10 protein-coding genes, 2 tRNA genes and 3 rRNA genes are annotated in these 16,374 nt (G+C 54.2%); 1 reads left to right on the top strand and 14 read right to left on the bottom strand.

All coding sequences use genetic code 11. The annotated features are described in order from the left end of the window. Positions 1–106: 106 nt before the first annotated feature. From NYE74_RS08990 to NYE74_RS08965, 6 genes are all read right to left on the bottom strand, one after another. Positions 107–3,167, bottom strand: a 23S ribosomal RNA gene (locus tag NYE74_RS08990). Between the two features lie 208 nt (positions 3,168–3,375). After that, a tRNA-Ala gene (locus tag NYE74_RS08985) sits at positions 3,376–3,451 on the bottom strand. 97 nt (positions 3,452–3,548) lie between these two features. Continuing rightward, positions 3,549–3,625, bottom strand: a tRNA-Ile gene (locus tag NYE74_RS08980). A gap of 37 nt (positions 3,626–3,662) precedes the next feature. Next, positions 3,663–3,779, bottom strand: a 5S ribosomal RNA gene (rrf, locus tag NYE74_RS08975). Between the two features lie 103 nt (positions 3,780–3,882). Next, positions 3,883–5,448 (bottom strand): 16S ribosomal RNA (locus NYE74_RS08970). Together the 16S, 23S and 5S rRNA genes with 2 tRNA genes alongside form the textbook arrangement of a ribosomal RNA operon. Before the next feature lie 359 nt (positions 5,449–5,807). Beyond that, on the bottom strand, positions 5,808–6,686 hold the full coding sequence (locus tag NYE74_RS08965; RefSeq protein WP_051985256.1) for a nucleotidyltransferase-like protein: 879 nt from the start codon (positions 6,684–6,686) through the stop codon (positions 5,808–5,810). Positions 6,687–6,848: 162 nt separating this feature from the next. On the opposite strand from NYE74_RS08965, the gene NYE74_RS08960 reads away from it, so the two are divergent. Continuing rightward, entirely contained in the window at positions 6,849–7,229 is a 381-nt protein-coding gene (locus NYE74_RS08960; protein ID WP_036619754.1) for a DUF2614 family zinc ribbon-containing protein, read from the top strand. Between the two features lie 56 nt (positions 7,230–7,285). Here the strand turns inward: NYE74_RS08960 and NYE74_RS08955 are convergent, their stop codons facing one another. The 8 genes from NYE74_RS08955 to NYE74_RS08920 all read right to left on the bottom strand — a co-directional run bounded on the left by NYE74_RS08955 (position 7,286) and on the right by NYE74_RS08920 (position 16,366). Further along, entirely contained in the window at positions 7,286–9,013 is a 1,728-nt protein-coding gene (locus NYE74_RS08955) for a glycosyl hydrolase family 18 protein (RefSeq protein ID WP_155621581.1), read from the bottom strand. Between the two features lie 114 nt (positions 9,014–9,127). Beyond that, positions 9,128–9,556, bottom strand: a complete 429-nt coding sequence (perR, locus tag NYE74_RS08950; protein WP_036619751.1) for a peroxide-responsive transcriptional repressor PerR — start codon at positions 9,554–9,556, stop codon at positions 9,128–9,130. Positions 9,557–9,700: 144 nt separating this feature from the next. Further along, the gene (locus NYE74_RS08945) at positions 9,701–11,524 is read right to left on the bottom strand and encodes a DUF4097 family beta strand repeat-containing protein (protein ID WP_341004748.1); all 1,824 of its coding nucleotides are present in this window, start codon (positions 11,522–11,524) and stop codon (positions 9,701–9,703) included. A 247-nt stretch (positions 11,525–11,771) separates the two neighbouring features. Beyond that, positions 11,772–12,230 carry a GNAT family N-acetyltransferase gene (locus NYE74_RS08940; RefSeq protein WP_036627535.1) on the bottom strand — a complete coding sequence of 153 codons (459 nt, stop codon included), beginning with the start codon at positions 12,228–12,230 and terminating at the stop codon, positions 11,772–11,774. Between the two features lie 76 nt (positions 12,231–12,306). Further along, positions 12,307–13,746 (bottom strand): Asp-tRNA(Asn)/Glu-tRNA(Gln) amidotransferase subunit GatB, encoded by a 1,440-nt coding sequence (gatB, locus tag NYE74_RS08935; protein WP_213510906.1) that lies wholly within the window; start codon positions 13,744–13,746, stop codon positions 12,307–12,309. 42 nt (positions 13,747–13,788) lie between these two features. Beyond that, a complete protein-coding gene (gene gatA, locus NYE74_RS08930; protein WP_036619746.1) occupies positions 13,789–15,243 on the bottom strand; it encodes an Asp-tRNA(Asn)/Glu-tRNA(Gln) amidotransferase subunit GatA in 1,455 nt (484 codons plus the stop codon). A 78-nt stretch (positions 15,244–15,321) separates the two neighbouring features. Continuing rightward, positions 15,322–15,609, bottom strand: a complete 288-nt coding sequence (gatC, locus tag NYE74_RS08925) for an Asp-tRNA(Asn)/Glu-tRNA(Gln) amidotransferase subunit GatC (RefSeq protein WP_036619745.1) — start codon at positions 15,607–15,609, stop codon at positions 15,322–15,324. Positions 15,610–15,982: 373 nt separating this feature from the next. Further along, positions 15,983–16,366: a hypothetical protein gene (locus tag NYE74_RS08920; RefSeq protein ID WP_036619744.1), complete on the bottom strand. Its 384-nt coding sequence runs from the start codon at positions 16,364–16,366 to the stop codon at positions 15,983–15,985. Positions 16,367–16,374: the final 8 nt, after the last annotated feature.

Genomic DNA, 16,374 nt, shown 5'->3' with positions numbered 1-16,374 from the left:
GAATTACCTACGAAGCCTCGCGTCACTTTTTGGGGTATATTTTTGGGCCCCGCCAAAGTACTCGGACTCAGCTTCGAAGCTTCACGTCACTTTGGTGGGTAGAGTTTTGGATAAGCCCTCGACCGATTAGTACCTGTCAGCTCCATGCATTGCTGCACTTCCACCTCAGGCCTATCAACCTCGTCGTCTTCAAGGGGTCTTACTAATTGGGAAATCTCATCTTGAGGGGGGCTTCACGCTTAGATGCTTTCAGCGCTTATCCCGTCCGCACTTAGCTACCCAGCTGTGCTCCTGGCGGAACAACTGGTACACCAGCGGTGCGTCCATCCCGGTCCTCTCGTACTAAGGACAGCTCCTCTCAAATTTCCTGCGCCCACGACAGATAGGGACCGAACTGTCTCACGACGTTCTGAACCCAGCTCGCGTACCGCTTTAATGGGCGAACAGCCCAACCCTTGGGACCTACTTCAGCCCCAGGATGCGATGAGCCGACATCGAGGTGCCAAACCTCCCCGTCGATGTGGACTCTTGGGGGAGATAAGCCTGTTATCCCCAGGGTAGCTTTTATCCGTTGAGCGATGGCCCTTCCATGCGGTACCACCGGATCACTAAGCCCGACTTTCGTCCCTGCTCGACTTGTCAGTCTCGCAGTCAAGCTCCCTTTTGCCTTTGCACTCTGCGAATGATTTCCAACCATTCTGAGGGAACCTTGGGGCGCCTCCGTTACTCTTTAGGAGGCGACCGCCCCAGTCAAACTGCCCGCCTGACACGGTCCCCGTACCGGCTTACGGTACCGGGTTAGAACTCCGATACGATCAGGGTGGTATCCCAACGGCGCCTCCATGGAAGCTTGCGCTCCCACTTCTTAGGCTCCCACCTATCCTGTACAAATCGTATCAAAGTCCAATATCAAGCTGCAGTAAAGCTCCATGGGGTCTTTCCGTCTTGTCGCGGGTAACCTGCATCTTCACAGGTATTAAAATTTCACCGGATCTCTCGTTGAGACAGCGCCCAAGTCGTTACGCCATTCGTGCGGGTCAGAATTTACCTGACAAGGAATTTCGCTACCTTAGGACCGTTATAGTTACGGCCGCCGTTTACTGGGGCTTCGGTTCACAGCTTCGGGTTTAACCCCTAACCGCTCCCCTTAACCTTCCAGCACCGGGCAGGCGTCAGCCCGTATACTTCGCCTTGCGGCTTCGCACAGACCTGTGTTTTTGCTAAACAGTCGCTTGGGCCTTTTCACTGCGGCCCCCTCGGGCTATAAACCCTACCGGGGCACCCCTTCTCCCGAAGTTACGGGGTCATTTTGCCGAGTTCCTTAACGAGAGTTCTTCCGCGCGCCTTAGAATTCTCTTCTCGCCTACCTGTGTCGGTTTGCGGTACGGGCACCTTCTCCTGGCTAGAGGCTTTTCTCGGCAGTGTGAGATCATGACCTTCGGTACTGTAAATTTTCCCTCCCCATCACAGCCCAGCCTTACGGTGTGCGGATTTGCCTACACACCAGCCTCACTGCTTGGACGGGGCATTCCATCGCCCCGCGTCACTACCCTCCTGCGTCACCCCATCGCTCATAGCGGATTACGGTGGTACAGGAATTTCAACCTGTTGTCCTTCGACTACGCCTTTCGGCCTCGCCTTAGGTCCCGACTTACCCTGAGCGGACGAACCTTCCTCAGGAACCCTTAGGCTTTCGGCGGATCAGATTCTCACTGATCTTTTCGTTACTCATACCGGCATTCTCACTTGTGTACTCTCCAGCGCTCCTTACGGTACACCTTCAACGCATACACAACGCTCCCCTACCCCTGAATCGACTTCACTCCTGCTTCGAAGTCCTGTGTTTAACCCCGAGGTGCATTTGGCCGAAACCTTTGAACAATATTCATCGGTTGCTTTCGGCAAAAATGTACCTGGTTATCACCGCCTCAAAGAAGCAGTGAAGTCGATTCAAGCCATAGCTTCGGTGGTGTGTTTAGCCCCGTTACATTTTCGGCGCAGAGTCACTCGACCAGTGAGCTATTACGCACTCTTTAAATGGTGGCTGCTTCTAAGCCAACATCCTGGTTGTCTGTGCAACTCCACATCCTTTCCCACTTAACACACACTTGGGGACCTTAGCTGATGGTCTGGGCTGTTTCCCTTTTGACAATGGATCTTAGCACTCACTGTCTGACTCCCGGTGAATCAGTCTATGGCATTCGGAGTTTGACTGAGCTTGGTAACCCTTGCGGGCCCCGCACCCAATCAGTGCTCTACCTCCACGACTGTCACACCGAGGCTAGCCCTAAAGCTATTTCGGGGAGAACCAGCTATCTCCGAGTTCGATTGGAATTTCTCCGCTACCCCCACCTCATCCCCGCACTTTTCAACGTACGTGGGTTCGGGCCTCCAGTGCGTGTTACCGCACCTTCACCCTGGACAGGGGTAGATCACACGGTTTCGGGTCTACGCCTGCAAACTAAATTCGCCCTATTCAGACTCGCTTTCGCTGCGGCTCCGCTTTCTCAGCTTAACCTTGCTTGCAAACGTAACTCGCCGGTTCATTCTACAAAAGGCACGCCATCACCCATATAGAGGGCTCTGACTTCTTGTAAGCACACGGTTTCAGGTTCTCTTTCACTCCCCTTCCGGGGTGCTTTTCACCTTTCCCTCACGGTACTGCTTCACTATCGGTCGCTAGGGAGTATTTAGCCTTACCAGATGGTCCTGGCGGATTCATACGGGGTTTCACGTGCCCCGCACTACTCGGGATCCGTCTCGGAGGGCGGAGACTTTCGATTACAGGGCTTTTACCTTCTCTGGCCGGCCTTTCCAGACCTGTTCGTCTAACCTCCGCCTTTGTAACTCCATGTGAGACGTCCCACAACCCCGAAGAGCAAGCTCTTCGGTTTAGGCTAATCCGCGTTCGCTCGCCGCTACTGACGGAATCACTATTGTTTTCTCTTCCTCAGGGTACTTAGATGTTTCAGTTCCCCTGGTATGCCTCTTCACCACCTATGGATTCAGTGATGAGTGACTAGGTATTACCCCAGCCGGGTTTCCCCATTCGGACATCCCCGGATCGATGCTTGCTTACAGCTCCCCGAGGCAGTTTCGTTGTTCGCCACGTCCTTCTTCGGCTCCTAGCGCCTAGGCATCCTCCGTGTGCTCTTAGTAGCTTAACCATGATTTTTCCCGAAGGAAAATATCAAACCACTAATATCTTCACTTGTGTTGACACAAGTTCAGCTAAAAGGATTGTTCTAAAACGCAAATTTCGTTTCGTTATCCAGTTTTCAAGGATCAAGTTTCTTCGCCGTTTTACCGGCGGAAGAATATCTTATCATCTCCTGCCTTACCGTTCAACCGGTAAGTGTTGGAAACAATAAAGTATGGTGGAGCCAAGGAGGATCGAACTCCTGACCTCCTGCTTGCAAGGCAGGCGCTCTCCCAGCTGAGCTATGGCCCCATAGATTTATCCCAAAATTAACACCTGCTGTGAAGGCGATTCCGAATGAATTATCGGCGACTTCTACCAAAAAATGCAGCACATGTTATGGGATTTATGGTGGGCCCTAGTGGACTCGAACCACCGACCTCACCCTTATCAGGGGTGCGCTCTAACCAACTGAGCTAAGGGCCCATAACAATATTTATTTATGCACCCAAAAATGGGCTGCGCTTGGCGACGTCCTACTCTCCCAGGACCCTTCGGTCCAAGTACCATCGGCGCTGGAGGGCTTAACGGTCGTGTTCGGGATGGGTACGCGTGGAACCCCTCCGCCATCATCACCAAACGCATGAGAGTTTGAACTCTCAAAACTGACCAACGAGTGAGTAAGTTCGCTAACCTAAGTTAGCTATTTGAATGCTTCCATCGCAGGAAGCGATTCTCCATAGAAAGGAGGTGATCCAGCCGCACCTTCCGATACGGCTACCTTGTTACGACTTCACCCCAATCATCTACCCCACCTTCGGCGGCTGGCCCCTTGCGGTTACCTCACCGACTTCGGGTGTTGTAAACTCTCGTGGTGTGACGGGCGGTGTGTACAAGACCCGGGAACGTATTCACCGCGGCATGCTGATCCGCGATTACTAGCAATTCCGACTTCATGCAGGCGAGTTGCAGCCTGCAATCCGAACTGAGACCGGCTTTTCTAGGATTCGCTCCATCTCACGACTTCGCTTCCCGTTGTACCGGCCATTGTAGTACGTGTGTAGCCCAGGTCATAAGGGGCATGATGATTTGACGTCATCCCCACCTTCCTCCGGTTTGTCACCGGCAGTCACTCTAGAGTGCCCAACTTCACTTGCTGGCAACTAAAGTCAAGGGTTGCGCTCGTTGCGGGACTTAACCCAACATCTCACGACACGAGCTGACGACAACCATGCACCACCTGTCTCCTCTGTCCCGAAGGAAAGCCATATCTCTACAGCGGTCAGAGGGATGTCAAGACCTGGTAAGGTTCTTCGCGTTGCTTCGAATTAAACCACATACTCCACTGCTTGTGCGGGTCCCCGTCAATTCCTTTGAGTTTCAGCCTTGCGGCCGTACTCCCCAGGCGGAGTGCTTAATGTGTTTACTTCGGCACCAAGGGTATCGAAACCCCTAACACCTAGCACTCATCGTTTACGGCGTGGACTACCAGGGTATCTAATCCTGTTTGCTCCCCACGCTTTCGCGCCTCAGCGTCAGTTACAGCCCAGAGAGTCGCCTTCGCCACTGGTGTTCCTCCACATCTCTACGCATTTCACCGCTACACGTGGAATTCCACTCTCCTCTTCTGCACTCAAGCCGTCCAGTTTCCAGTGCGACCCGGAGTTGAGCCCCAGGATTATACACCAGACTTAAACAGCCGCCTGCGCGCGCTTTACGCCCAATAATTCCGGACAACGCTTGCCCCCTACGTATTACCGCGGCTGCTGGCACGTAGTTAGCCGGGGCTTTCTTCTCAGGTACCGTCACTCTCCTGGCAGTTACTCCAGAAGACGTTCTTCCCTGGCAACAGAGCTTTACGATCCGAAAACCTTCATCACTCACGCGGCGTTGCTCCGTCAGACTTTCGTCCATTGCGGAAGATTCCCTACTGCTGCCTCCCGTAGGAGTCTGGGCCGTGTCTCAGTCCCAGTGTGGCCGTTCACCCTCTCAGGTCGGCTACGCATCGTCGCCTTGGTGAGCCGTTACCCCACCAACTAGCTAATGCGCCGCAGGCCCATCCGTAAGTGACAGCCCTGAATAAATTCAGAACCGCCTTTCCCAAGCCTCTCATGCGAGAAGCTTGATTATCCGGTATTAGCTACCGTTTCCGGTAGTTATCCCGGTCTTACGGGCAGGTTGCCTACGTGTTACTCACCCGTCCGCCGCTAAGTTAATCAGGAGCAAGCTCCCGATTAACTCCGCTCGACTTGCATGTATTAGGCACGCCGCCAGCGTTCGTCCTGAGCCAGGATCAAACTCTCCAATAAAGGTTGTTTGACTTGCTCATTTAGAAAAACTGACGAGAATTTTAATTCTCATTTAATACTCACTCGTTGTTCAGTTTTCAAAGATCAAACCATTCATGATGATATTCAATTCGGCATAACGCCGAGCTCAATCTCATCTTATTTTGTCGCTAATTTCATTTCAGCAGCGACCTTTTTAATATATCACATCAGCCTTTATTAAGTCAAGAAGTTTTTTTAAAGAAATCTTCGGCATAATGCCGATTGACGCTTCAAAACTTCGTTGCCTTTTTAAGGGCGAGATATAATGTATCACAGATTCAAGCCAGGAGTCAACCCCCTAAGTTGCAGGAATTATATAGGAACTTCAAACGGCCTTTTTAAACCCAATACCGCAATTCGCGTTGTTCCCCTTTGCTTTCTTTTTGGGTCTTGGCGGACTCCTTTATCAGCCCCCTATACACCAATCTTCGAAGCACGAGGGGAAGTTCGTCCTTCACATGAACAAGTTCGGGAAGCTGCATCAGTTCCTGAATGCTCCAGGCTTCCTTGCGGCTGCCTAATATGCGCAAGAGCGGCGAACAGCAGCTTTCCATTTTGCTTGTCAAAGAGAACTCGCAAGCTAGCAGAACGAGTTGGATGCGCTGCTCCAGCGTCTCCGAATTATCCGTCAGCTCGTCGAACAATTTGTAAACGACCGAGTTTAAGGACCGCACCTGTTCCCACACCCGGCTCTCCGGCAGTATCCCCTGCTCGATCAGCTCGATCCGGGCATAATGCTTGAGCGCCTGCAGCACGCTGTAATACGCATCCAGCAAGTCCTGGGCCGCGGTGAGCTTCTTGGCTTCGCTGTACATCATAAGGAATTTCGCGAACTCTTTCAATTTGCGCTTTTCCCTAATGCCGTCTTCAAACTGATTGATATATGAACGGAAAGCCGCCAATTCCCCGGCAATGTCCCAAATAATCTCCCCATGCAAAAAGGATTTGACCAGTTCCCGGTTATCTCCGGCAATGACCCAATCTTCAATGTCGCCGCAATCGAGATGCAAAAGCTGATAATGAGCGTCACCGCTTAGGCAATGCTCGACCCGAATCCCTCGCTCCTCCAATCCATGATGCACCACCAGGATCAGAAACTCGAAATCGTGCAGCAGCGTGTCGTGAGAACTTCCGTTGTCCTGGCGGTATCCGATCGCTCCGATCGCCTGACGGCCGGCCTTCTCTTCGTCCATTATCGAAAAAATGGTTGGTTCCACGAATAGCCTCCCACCTTGGCGTATTCCTGCCAATTCGTTATAATATAGTTCTACGCCTAGTTAAAGTTTCCTTCTTGCATTTTTTTGGCTGGCGAAGGTTTTGGACAGGAGCGCGCCGGACACAGATACCGGAGCAGTTTATAAGGAATCGAGGTTTGCCCGATGTTTTTTAAATCAAGTAAAATCAATGAATTCCGGCTTTGGGGTTTGCTGCTGACCATGCTTGGCATGGGTTTGATGGTGCTTGGGACCGCGGGGATCGTATTTTGGGGACAATCCGGCAAAATCGTCGCCGGCATCGGCCTGGTCATCGGGTTAATTTCGATGCTGGGCAGCCTGGCGGTCTATTTTTGGGCCGGCATGCTGTCGACCTCGGCCGTTCAACTGGAATGTCCGGAATGCCATAAATTAACCAAAATGCTCGGGAAAACCGACCGCTGTATGTTCTGCAAAACGATGCTTACCCTTGACCCGGCCAAGGCCAATATCACGGCGGACCAACTTGAGCAGCAAGGAACCGCCACTACGGCCAAAAACGGATAGAATTAAGTGCAAAAAAGCGGATCGCCCCCCCAAGCGATCCGCTTTTTTGCTATAAACTATTCTATGATTCCACTAAGCACATCCCAGGCCTCATCCGAAGCAAAACTTCGGTTCCAGGCGGCGATGCCCGCCAGATCAAGCGATTTGGCCAGCTCCACGCGCCGGGCCAGAGACGTTGCATCCTCCAGCCATATTCGGTGCAGACCTTCCTTATCGCTGTACTCCACATAATTCTGCCCGGTTTCTTCGGCCAGACGAGGCTTCAGCTTCTTTTCGGCGATAATTTCCTGAGCCCGCTTCATGCCGATCGCTTTCGAGCTGACTTCCGTTTTGCCGTCTTTTTCGGTTTCCGTCCAGATCCGCGTATAGAGCGGAACGCCGAGGATCAGCTTCTCTGGAGGAACACCATCCTCCTGCAAAATCCGGGTCGCGGAGGATTCGGCCCACGGGAGCGAAGCAACCGAGCCGGAAACCGGGCTGGCCGCCCAATGCTCGTCATAAGCCATTAATATCATATAGTCCACGGCTTCCCCAAGCTTCGCGCGGTCCAGAAAAGCAGACCACATCTCGCTGTTCGATTTCGGGGTGACGTCGATCGAGACGATCAGTCCCTGCTCCTCGGCGAGCGGGCGCAGCTCGCGAACGAATTGGATCAGATTTTCCTTGTCCTCGGTATATACGTTTTCATAGTCGATATTAATTCCGTCCAGATCGTAAATTTGGGCGTAATGAAGCATTTGCAAAATGGTCGTCAGCCGCCGGTCGAAATTCGCCAGCGCTTCCGTCGTCCGGTCCGGATCAAAGCTGTTGCTGAACAGCCCCCACACCTGCATCCCTTGGGCATGAGCCCATTTCACATACGCGATGTCGGCCTTGCTTTGCACATTCCCTTCATTGTCCGCCAGCGAAAACCAGGTCGGGCTCACCACATTCACGCCCGGCAGCTTGCCGATGGAGGCGGGATTGGGTGCGACTTGATATACGGCCTCCCAGGTCATGCTGATCTTCTTGGACATGCGCTTTTGCTTGTCCGCAGAGAGCTCCAGCTTCAGTTCCGGAACCGTCCTCTTCTCCCCGACGAGCACGTTCTTATGGCGTACATATCCCGTATAGCCGTTGTTCATCTGGACATAATACCAATCATCGGCCGACTGCAGGATGCGCAGCTCGGTATCCGGCTTCATATCCGCCAGGATCGGCTGTTGAATGTTCGGCCCCGTGCGCAGCGGCACCGTGGCATCCTTGTCCCGCGATGACGTCTGCACGCTGGCCTGCTGCACGCTCTCCCCCGCTTTGGCCAGCAAGACGGCTCCCGATTCCGGGTCTTCCTGCACTTCGGCTCCGTAAATCTCCGCAAGCAGATGAGCCGGCAGGTACAGAACCCCGTCCTTCTCCTCCGGAGCAAACAGCAGCTCCGTCGGCTTGTTGTTGATTTTGGCGATCTTTTCATTCGCCTTAAGGAAAACCAGCTTCCGCGGCGTGGTCAGAATAACGGATTTCGTCCCCTCTTCATACCTAACATTCGGATCAATGGCCGATTGAATGACAGGGAGCGGCAGCTTCAAACCGTCCCCCTCACCCAAGGCCGAACCGTCCAACAGCTCCCCGCCGAGGAATATCGGTTTCTCCACCTTCCCGTACCATTCCGGGTTGACATGGCTGCGGTTAGGCAGCAATGCCGTAGCCGCCCAATAGATGCCTGCAATCACAATTACAAGTCCAAACCACCATTTCAGCTTGCCGCCGCGTCTTTTTCTGCGATAAGTGCTTTTCCTGCTCCTCAATGCCCTACCTCCGCATACTAGATTTCCCCGCTGCTTGCTAAAAATAAAAACGTGAAGAATTCCCCAAGGAATCCCGCACGTTATACAAAACCCGCAGGCAAACAACTCGCTATATCAATGTTCCATCCGGCATTCGCTGCAAACACCGTACAGCTCCAGCCGATGGCCGCGGATTTGAAACCCGGTCGCTTCCTCCGCTTTGCGCTCCACATCCTCCAGCGAAGGGTAGCTGAAATCCTTGATTTTGCCGCATCGTTCGCAAATCACATGGTAATGGTCGGATACATCGGCATCAAAGCGGCTCGAATTGTCACCATAGGTCAGCTCGCGGACCATACCTGCTTCCATTAACATTTTCAAATTATTATATACCGTCGCCACGCTCATGTTCGGAAAACGGGGTTCCAAGGAGCGGTAGATTTCATCCGCAGTAGGATGGCTCAGCGATTCCATAAGATAAGTGAGTATGGCGTGACGCTGCGGCGTAATGCGGACACCGTTATTTTTCAGCTGCTCCAAAGCATGCTGTACGCGCGTTGTCAATAGGTCCACCGCCTTTAAATAAGCTCATTCCAGATCAAGCAACTTTCCAAGAATCTGTAATTTTATTGTACGTTTAGGATAAAACTTTTGTCAACGCAGTATAAACCAGGCCTTCCCGAACAAAAGAACTATTTTGCAAAATCTTCAGTTCCGGTTCACGATCAAATTGCTGTTCCCATCGACTTTCACCCGGTATTTGCCGGTGCCGACGGCTCCTTTAATTTCCTTATCCTCTACGGTAAACGGCATTTCGGTAAAAATATCCCCATATCCGCTGGAACCTTCCAAAGTGTAGTCGCCAACCTCCGGAAGATCGAAGCGTATTTCCCCGACCGCGCTGTACACGTCCCAGTCTCCCCCCACCGACGAGGAAGAAATATGCACTTTGCCGTTCAAGGATTCGGCCTGAAGCTCGGACGGCACGCCGTCCACGCGAATATTCCCGTTTTTCGTGTTCGTTTTAATCGCGTCCTGCGCCTCCGTCAGCGTAATATCGCCAACGAGGGTGGACAAGGAAGCTTTTCCGGTAATTCCTCTGCCCTTGACATTCCCTCCTTGGGTGTCAACCTGGGCGTCGCCGAAAATCCGGTACAGTTCAATATCGCCGTTCAGCGTTTTCGCCGAGACATCGCCGATGACGTCCCACAGGCGCAAATCCCCGTTTCCGGTCTGCAGCTTGACCTGCTTCATGGCCTGAACCCCCGTCAGCGTAATGCCGCCGCTGGAGGTGGAAATATCCAAATCCAAAAAGCGGTTTTCCGGCAGCACGACGGTCAGATCCACGCGCGGGTGGCGCCGGCCGCTCTCCCCGTACGCCTTGTCCTGCACGGAGAGCCCCAGCGTGCTCCCTTCATTCGCGGCAACGGACGTCCCGGCGGCGATTTTCCGGGCATCCTCCGTTCCCAGTTGATCCACCCAAACCGTATATTTGACGATGACATTTTCAATGCTCGCCTTTTTCACTTCGATATCCCCGTTGATTCCGTCGATCGCGATTTTGCCGGTATCCAGGTCGATCGGGATTTCAAGCTCCGGCTTCTCGACCCGGTAGCCCTCCTGAGCGCTGTATTCCGTCCCGGCCGCCGTCAAATCGAGGCTTACCCGGTTCCAGAGGTGCATGTAGTGATCCTGCTGGGTCACGGCAAACACGGAAAAAGAAATAAACATGGAGAGCAACAGCCCCTGGGCATCCACCCGCAGCAGGCGCTGCGGACGGAGCTTTTTCCGAAAGTTCCAGACCAGGGTCAAAATATGCTCCAGCCCCCAAAACACGAACAGGAGCGGCCACCACTTGCGAAGGAGCAGCATATCGTCCAGGCCGGTAAACTTGTCGAGCAGCAAAAGAACGGCAACCGACAGGAGCAGCGCAGCAGCCGTCAAACGCCCCGAACGCCAATAACGGCGCCGCCCTTCGCGGACCATCATAATCAGCGCCGTCATGATCAAAGCGGCCGCTACGATATACTCCGCGCCGTATTGAATCAAATCCTGCAGCCAAACCGGCTTTTGCCGGAGCAAAAACATCAGGGTGCCTCCGCCAACCAGCAGGATGCTTGCGCGAATCCCCTGGCCCAGCCCCGAGCCCGGGTTCCGGCCCGCTTCCGGCGGCCGCTCCCCGTGCGCTTCCGGCTCTCTTCTCATACGGGCGTTCAGCGCGTCGGTGGATTGAAGCACGTCATAAATGCTGTAAAAATAAGCGGCCGGAATCAGCAATCCCAGCAACACAAGCAGCGGTACGTTAATCGCCATCCGCACGGAAGAAAAGTAAATCAGTGCGGACGCGTCGATAAGCACAAAATAAATAAAAGCGATAGCCCGGAAAAACAGGCGCAAATACAAATGGCCCAAACCCGGAAACAGAGCGGACAGCAAACAGGCGATCGCTTTGCGTTTACGCTGCCGCGGCTTGTAGCCTTTTGTCCGCTCAGGCCCGGCCGGCGGCTGCATCGGCATCATATCCGGCGTCATCTCTCCCTCCCCCTTTCTATGAGCCTGTCATATCCGTACGGGAGTACCCTTATCTTTTAATAATAACCGATATCGCCTCTGCCTGTAACATGGGATGAAATGGGCCCGCCCGAAAAGAACCCGCGGAAAAGGCGGAGAAAAAGAAAAAGCGCCGGGTGCCAGAAGCCGCTTTAGCTCCTGTCACCCGCGCTTTGACGAGGTTCCGGCAATCCCCATGCCACAGGATATTTAATTAGCCGTAACCCATTTATCTTTCCAAACGGAATAGCGTCAGTTCCACGCCGGCGGCGGAGCGGACCGTTTCGCCCGGCACAAAGCCGCAGCGGCGGTATAGAGCGACCGCCGGGGCGTTTTGCGAGCTGGCCGCCACCGTAAACCGCTTCGCTTCCGGATGGTTGTCAAGGACGTACCGCACCAGGGAGGAGCCGATGCCCTGCCGCAAGCGTTCGGGGTGCACCATCAGGCGGGTGATATCCAATGTGCCGGGAGCTTCGCTGCGAACGGCGGCGGCCCCCAGCAGCTCCCCGTCTTCCGACAGCACGCCGTAATAAGCATCCCCGCTGCTCCGGATCGAATCGAACGTATCCGGCAGGGGCGGAGCCTCCGCAAGCCCTACGGCTCTGGTCTCCAGCCTGTAGGCTTGATGCTGCAGGCTCCAGATTTGCTCCACGATATCGGCTTCCTCCAGCGGCAATCTCGCGATCATCGAATTTCCCCCCCAGCCGTGCGGTTCCGGACTCAGCTTGCTTCGCTCGCCGCCGGCCGCCCGCAATCCGGCTTGCTTATCCTTTCAGCGCTTCCACCAGCAGCTTGTTGACAAGCCCCGGGTTCGCTTTCCCTTTGCTTTGCTTCATCACCTGGCCGACCAGGAAGCCGATCGCCTTCTCCTTGCCCGCCTTGTAGTCTTCGACGGAAGCCGGATTGGCCGCGATCACCTCGTCCACGATCGCCTTGATCGCGCCTTCGTCGCTGATTTGCACAAGGCCCTGCTCCTCGACGATCTGCTGCGGCAGCTTGCCGCTTTGCAGCATTTCCTTGAATACGGTTTTGGCGATCTTCGAGCTGATCGTGCCTTTTTCCAGCAGCCCGATCATTTCGCCAAGCCCTTGCCCTGTCAAATTCACATCAGCCAGCTCCAGGCCGTTGGTGTTCAAAAAGCCGAGCAAATCGCCCATGATCCAGTTGGATACCGCTTTGGCGTCCTTCGTATATTCCAGGCTGTTCTCGAACAGATCGGCCAGCGCCTTGGAAGACGTGATGACGCCGGCGTCATATTCCGGCAGCCCGTATTCCGCAGTGTACCGCGCCTTCCGCGCATCGGGCAGCTCGGGAATCGAGGCGCGGATCCGGTCCTTCCAGGCTTGGTCGATATGCAAAGTCACGAGATCCGGGTCCGGGAAGTAACGATAGTCATGCGCCTCCTCTTTGCCGCGCATCGAAAATGTCTTGGCTTGGGACTCGTCCCAACGGCGCGTTTCCTGTACGACTTCTCCGCCCTCGTCCAAGATCTCGGCCTGGCGAAGCTGCTCGTATTCCAGCCCGCGGACCACGCCGCGGAACGAGTTCATGTTTTTGAGTTCGGCCCGGGTGCCGAACTCCTGCTGCCCGTGCGGACGCAAGCTGATGTTGGCGTCGCAGCGCATCGAGCCTTCTTCCATCTTCACGTCGGACACTTCGCAATACAGCATGATCGCCCGCAGCTTCTCCAGATAAGCTCTGGCTTCCTCCGGCGAGGAAATGTCCGGCTCGGACACGATTTCAATCAGCGGCGTACCGACGCGGTTAAAGTCGACCAGCGAGGCGAACCCGCCGTCAACATGCGTCAGCTTGCCGGCATCCTCCTCCAGGTGCAAGCGGGTAATGCCGATCCGTTTCGTCCGCCCGTCCACTTCGATATCGATATATCCGTTCAAGCCGATCGGCTGATCGTATTGCGAAATTTGATAAGCTTTCGGCGAGTCGGGGTAGAAGTAATTTTTGCGGTCGAATTTGCTTACATCGCCGATTTCGCAGTTCAGCGCCATCGCCGCCTTCATCGCGTAGTCGACGGCCTGGCGGTTCAGCACGGGCAGAACGCCGGGATGCCCGAGACATACCGGGCAGGTATGCGTGTTCGGCGGTGCGCCGAACTCGGTGGAACAGCCGCAGAAAATTTTCGTTTTCGTATGCAGCTCCACGTGCACCTCCAGCCCGATCACCGTTTCATAATTGGATATTGACATGGCCTGTCCTCCTGCAAACTTTGAATGAATTCTATGGGGATCTTACAACGCCGGACGCTTCAGATGATGATCCGTATTCGCTTCGAACGCGTGGGCCACGCGCAGGATCGCGCTCTCGTCAAAAGGCTTGCCGATGATCTGAAGGCCAACCGGCATTCCCTCGGCAAAACCGCACGGCACGCTCAGCGCAGGAACGCCGGCCAAGCTGACCGGAATCGTCAAAATGTCGTTCAAATACATCGTCAGCGGGTCGTCGACCTGCGAGCCCAACGGGAAGGCCGTCGTCGGCGCCGTCGGGCCGATAATGACGTCGTATTTCGCAAAGGTCTGGTCGAAGTCCTGTTTGATCAGCGTTCTGACCTTCTGGGCCTTCAAGTAGTAGGCATCGTAGTAACCCGAACTGAGCGCGTAAGTCCCCAGCATGATGCGGCGCTTCACTTCCGCACCAAAGCCCTGGCTGCGCGAGTCGTAATAGAGATCGAGCAGGCTTCCGGCATGGTCCGCGCGCACGCCGTAACGGACGCCGTCAAACCGCGAAAGGTTGGACGACGCTTCGGAGGACGCGAGCAGATAGTAAGCCGCCACGGCGTATTCGGTATGCGGCAGCGAAACTTCTTCCCACACGGCGCCAAGGCTTTCCAGCACGCGCAGAGCTTCCAGCACCGCGGCTTTGACCTGCGGGTCGACGCCTTCCAGGTATTCCTTTGGCACGGCGATTTTCAGCCCGGAAATTTCCCCGGTCAGCGCCGACAGGTAATCCGGAACTTCGACATCCGCCGAAGTGGAGTCCTTGGGGTCGTGTCCGGCGATCGCCTGCAGCACGTAAGCGGCATCCTCGACATTTTTCGTAATCGGACCGATTTGATCCAGCGAGGAGGCAAAAGCCACCAGCCCGTATCTCGATACGCGGCCGTAAGTCGGCTTCAGGCCGACGACGCCGCAGTACGAAGCCGGCTGGCGGATCGAACCGCCGGTATCGGAACCCAGCGCAAAAAACGCTTCCCCGGCCGCCACCGCCGCCGCCGATCCGCCGCTTGAACCGCCGGGAACGCGGCTTAAATCCCACGGATTGCGCACGGGATGGAAGCTAGAGTTCTCGTTCGAGCCGCCCATGGCGAATTCGTCCATGTTCAGTTTCCCGATCGTCACCGCTTCCGCTTGCTTCAGCTTCGTGACCACCGTTGCATCGTAGATCGGATTGTAGTTCTTCAAAAACTGGCTGCCGCATGTTGTTAGCAGCCCTTCCGTCACCATGTTGTCCTTGATGCCGATCGGCAAACCGAACAGCAGTCCCCGTTGCCCCCCGGAAGCCAGCTTATCGTCAAGCCGCGAGGCCTCGGCCCGGGCTCCTTCTTCGTTCAGCGTCAAAAACGCCCCGATCTTCTCGTCGCGTTCCCGAATTTTGGCGAAGGCTTCGCCGACCAAATCGGATACGGACAGCTCCTTGTTGTGCAGTTGATTATGTATCTCCTGCAAACGCAAATCAAACAGCGCCAAGCTTATTTCCTCCTTCAATTTTCACGTTTCAGCTAAATGTCGCCCAAATGAATGCCGGTCCGAATGCAGGACCTATTCCTATTCCAGCACGGCCGGAACTTTAAACTGCCCGTCCTCTTCGTCCGGCGCGTTAAGGAATACTTTCTCCGGCGGCAGGCTCTCTTTGACCACGTCCTCCCGCATGACGTTGCTGAGATGCAGCACATGCGTCGTCGGCTCGATTTGATCGGTGTCCAGCTCGTTTAACTTCTCGGCATATTGTAAAATAGCGTTCAATTGTTCCGTGAACATTTCCCGCTCCTCGTCGGTCAAATGCAAGCGGGCCAGCTTGGCCACATGTTCAACGTCTTTCATCTGGATACTCACTTTGTTGCCCTCCTTTATTCAAGCCAGGAAAACCTGATTGCTCCATTCTACCATGTCCATACAATTGATTTAAATTATATTGTAGAATCCCCCTCAATTCAATCCGTTACATATTCGCGGGCCATCCCGCTCCAACCCCAAAAATAGTTCAATATGCATTATTTAAAAGTCCATTCAATTTTACTATGATATTTGGGTACTGGATGATCATGGCAATCAAGTCGGTGACAACGCGGGCTACATGGTCCCGCTTATCGCTTCGTATTATAAATAAGCAAACACCTCCGCTCCCCATTTAGCTTCAAAAGGGACGGAGGTGTTTTTTCGAATTGGACTGCGTTGGACAGAAAAAGAGCCGGCAAACGCCGGCTCTTTATATCCATGCCCGCAAATTCACCTGCTTGATGAATTCCGCCTGGGACATTACTTCCTTTGTTGATTCGTTCTGCTCGCCTGCATCGTTGCTTTCGCCGTTCATGATTTGCCGGAAAAGCTTCTCGTTGTGCGTAGCCAAAGCGTAATCGATCAGTGCTTCCTGTGTTCTGCGCTCTACTTCCTGCTCAATCAGCCGTTCTTCGGATTCTATATCGCTCTGCGGAACGAAGTAATTCCGCCCCGTCTTAGGAGATCTGATGACATAGTCAAAAGCGTTATCCGGATTGCGGTCATAAGCAATTACGTAGCCATATTCCCCAACAGGAAGATTCTGCTCAAAGGCATCGCCGACGATCACAATTTTCTCTCCCAAATGAAGCATCGTCTACC

It is taken from the genome of Paenibacillus sp. FSL P4-0127 (assembly GCF_038007325.1).
GTDB classification, from domain to species: Bacteria; Bacillota; Bacilli; order Paenibacillales; family Paenibacillaceae; genus Fontibacillus; species Fontibacillus macerans.
Note: the sequence above shows the minus strand (reverse complement) of the source record. Positions and strands in the feature narration are given on the sequence as shown.

Coding starts and splice junctions, on each gene's coding strand:
- NYE74_RS08945 (WP_341004748.1), bottom strand. CDS start 11,524: ATGACGCCGGATATGATGCCGATGCAGCCGCCGGCCGGGCCTGAGCGG.
- gatB (WP_213510906.1), bottom strand. CDS start 13,746: ATGTCAATATCCAATTATGAAACGGTGATCGGGCTGGAGGTGCACGTG.
- NYE74_RS08920 (WP_036619744.1), bottom strand. CDS start 16,366: ATGCTTCATTTGGGAGAGAAAATTGTGATCGTCGGCGATGCCTTTGAG.
- NYE74_RS08940 (WP_036627535.1), bottom strand. CDS start 12,230: ATGATCGCGAGATTGCCGCTGGAGGAAGCCGATATCGTGGAGCAAATC.
- NYE74_RS08960 (WP_036619754.1), top strand. CDS start 6,849: ATGTTTTTTAAATCAAGTAAAATCAATGAATTCCGGCTTTGGGGTTTG.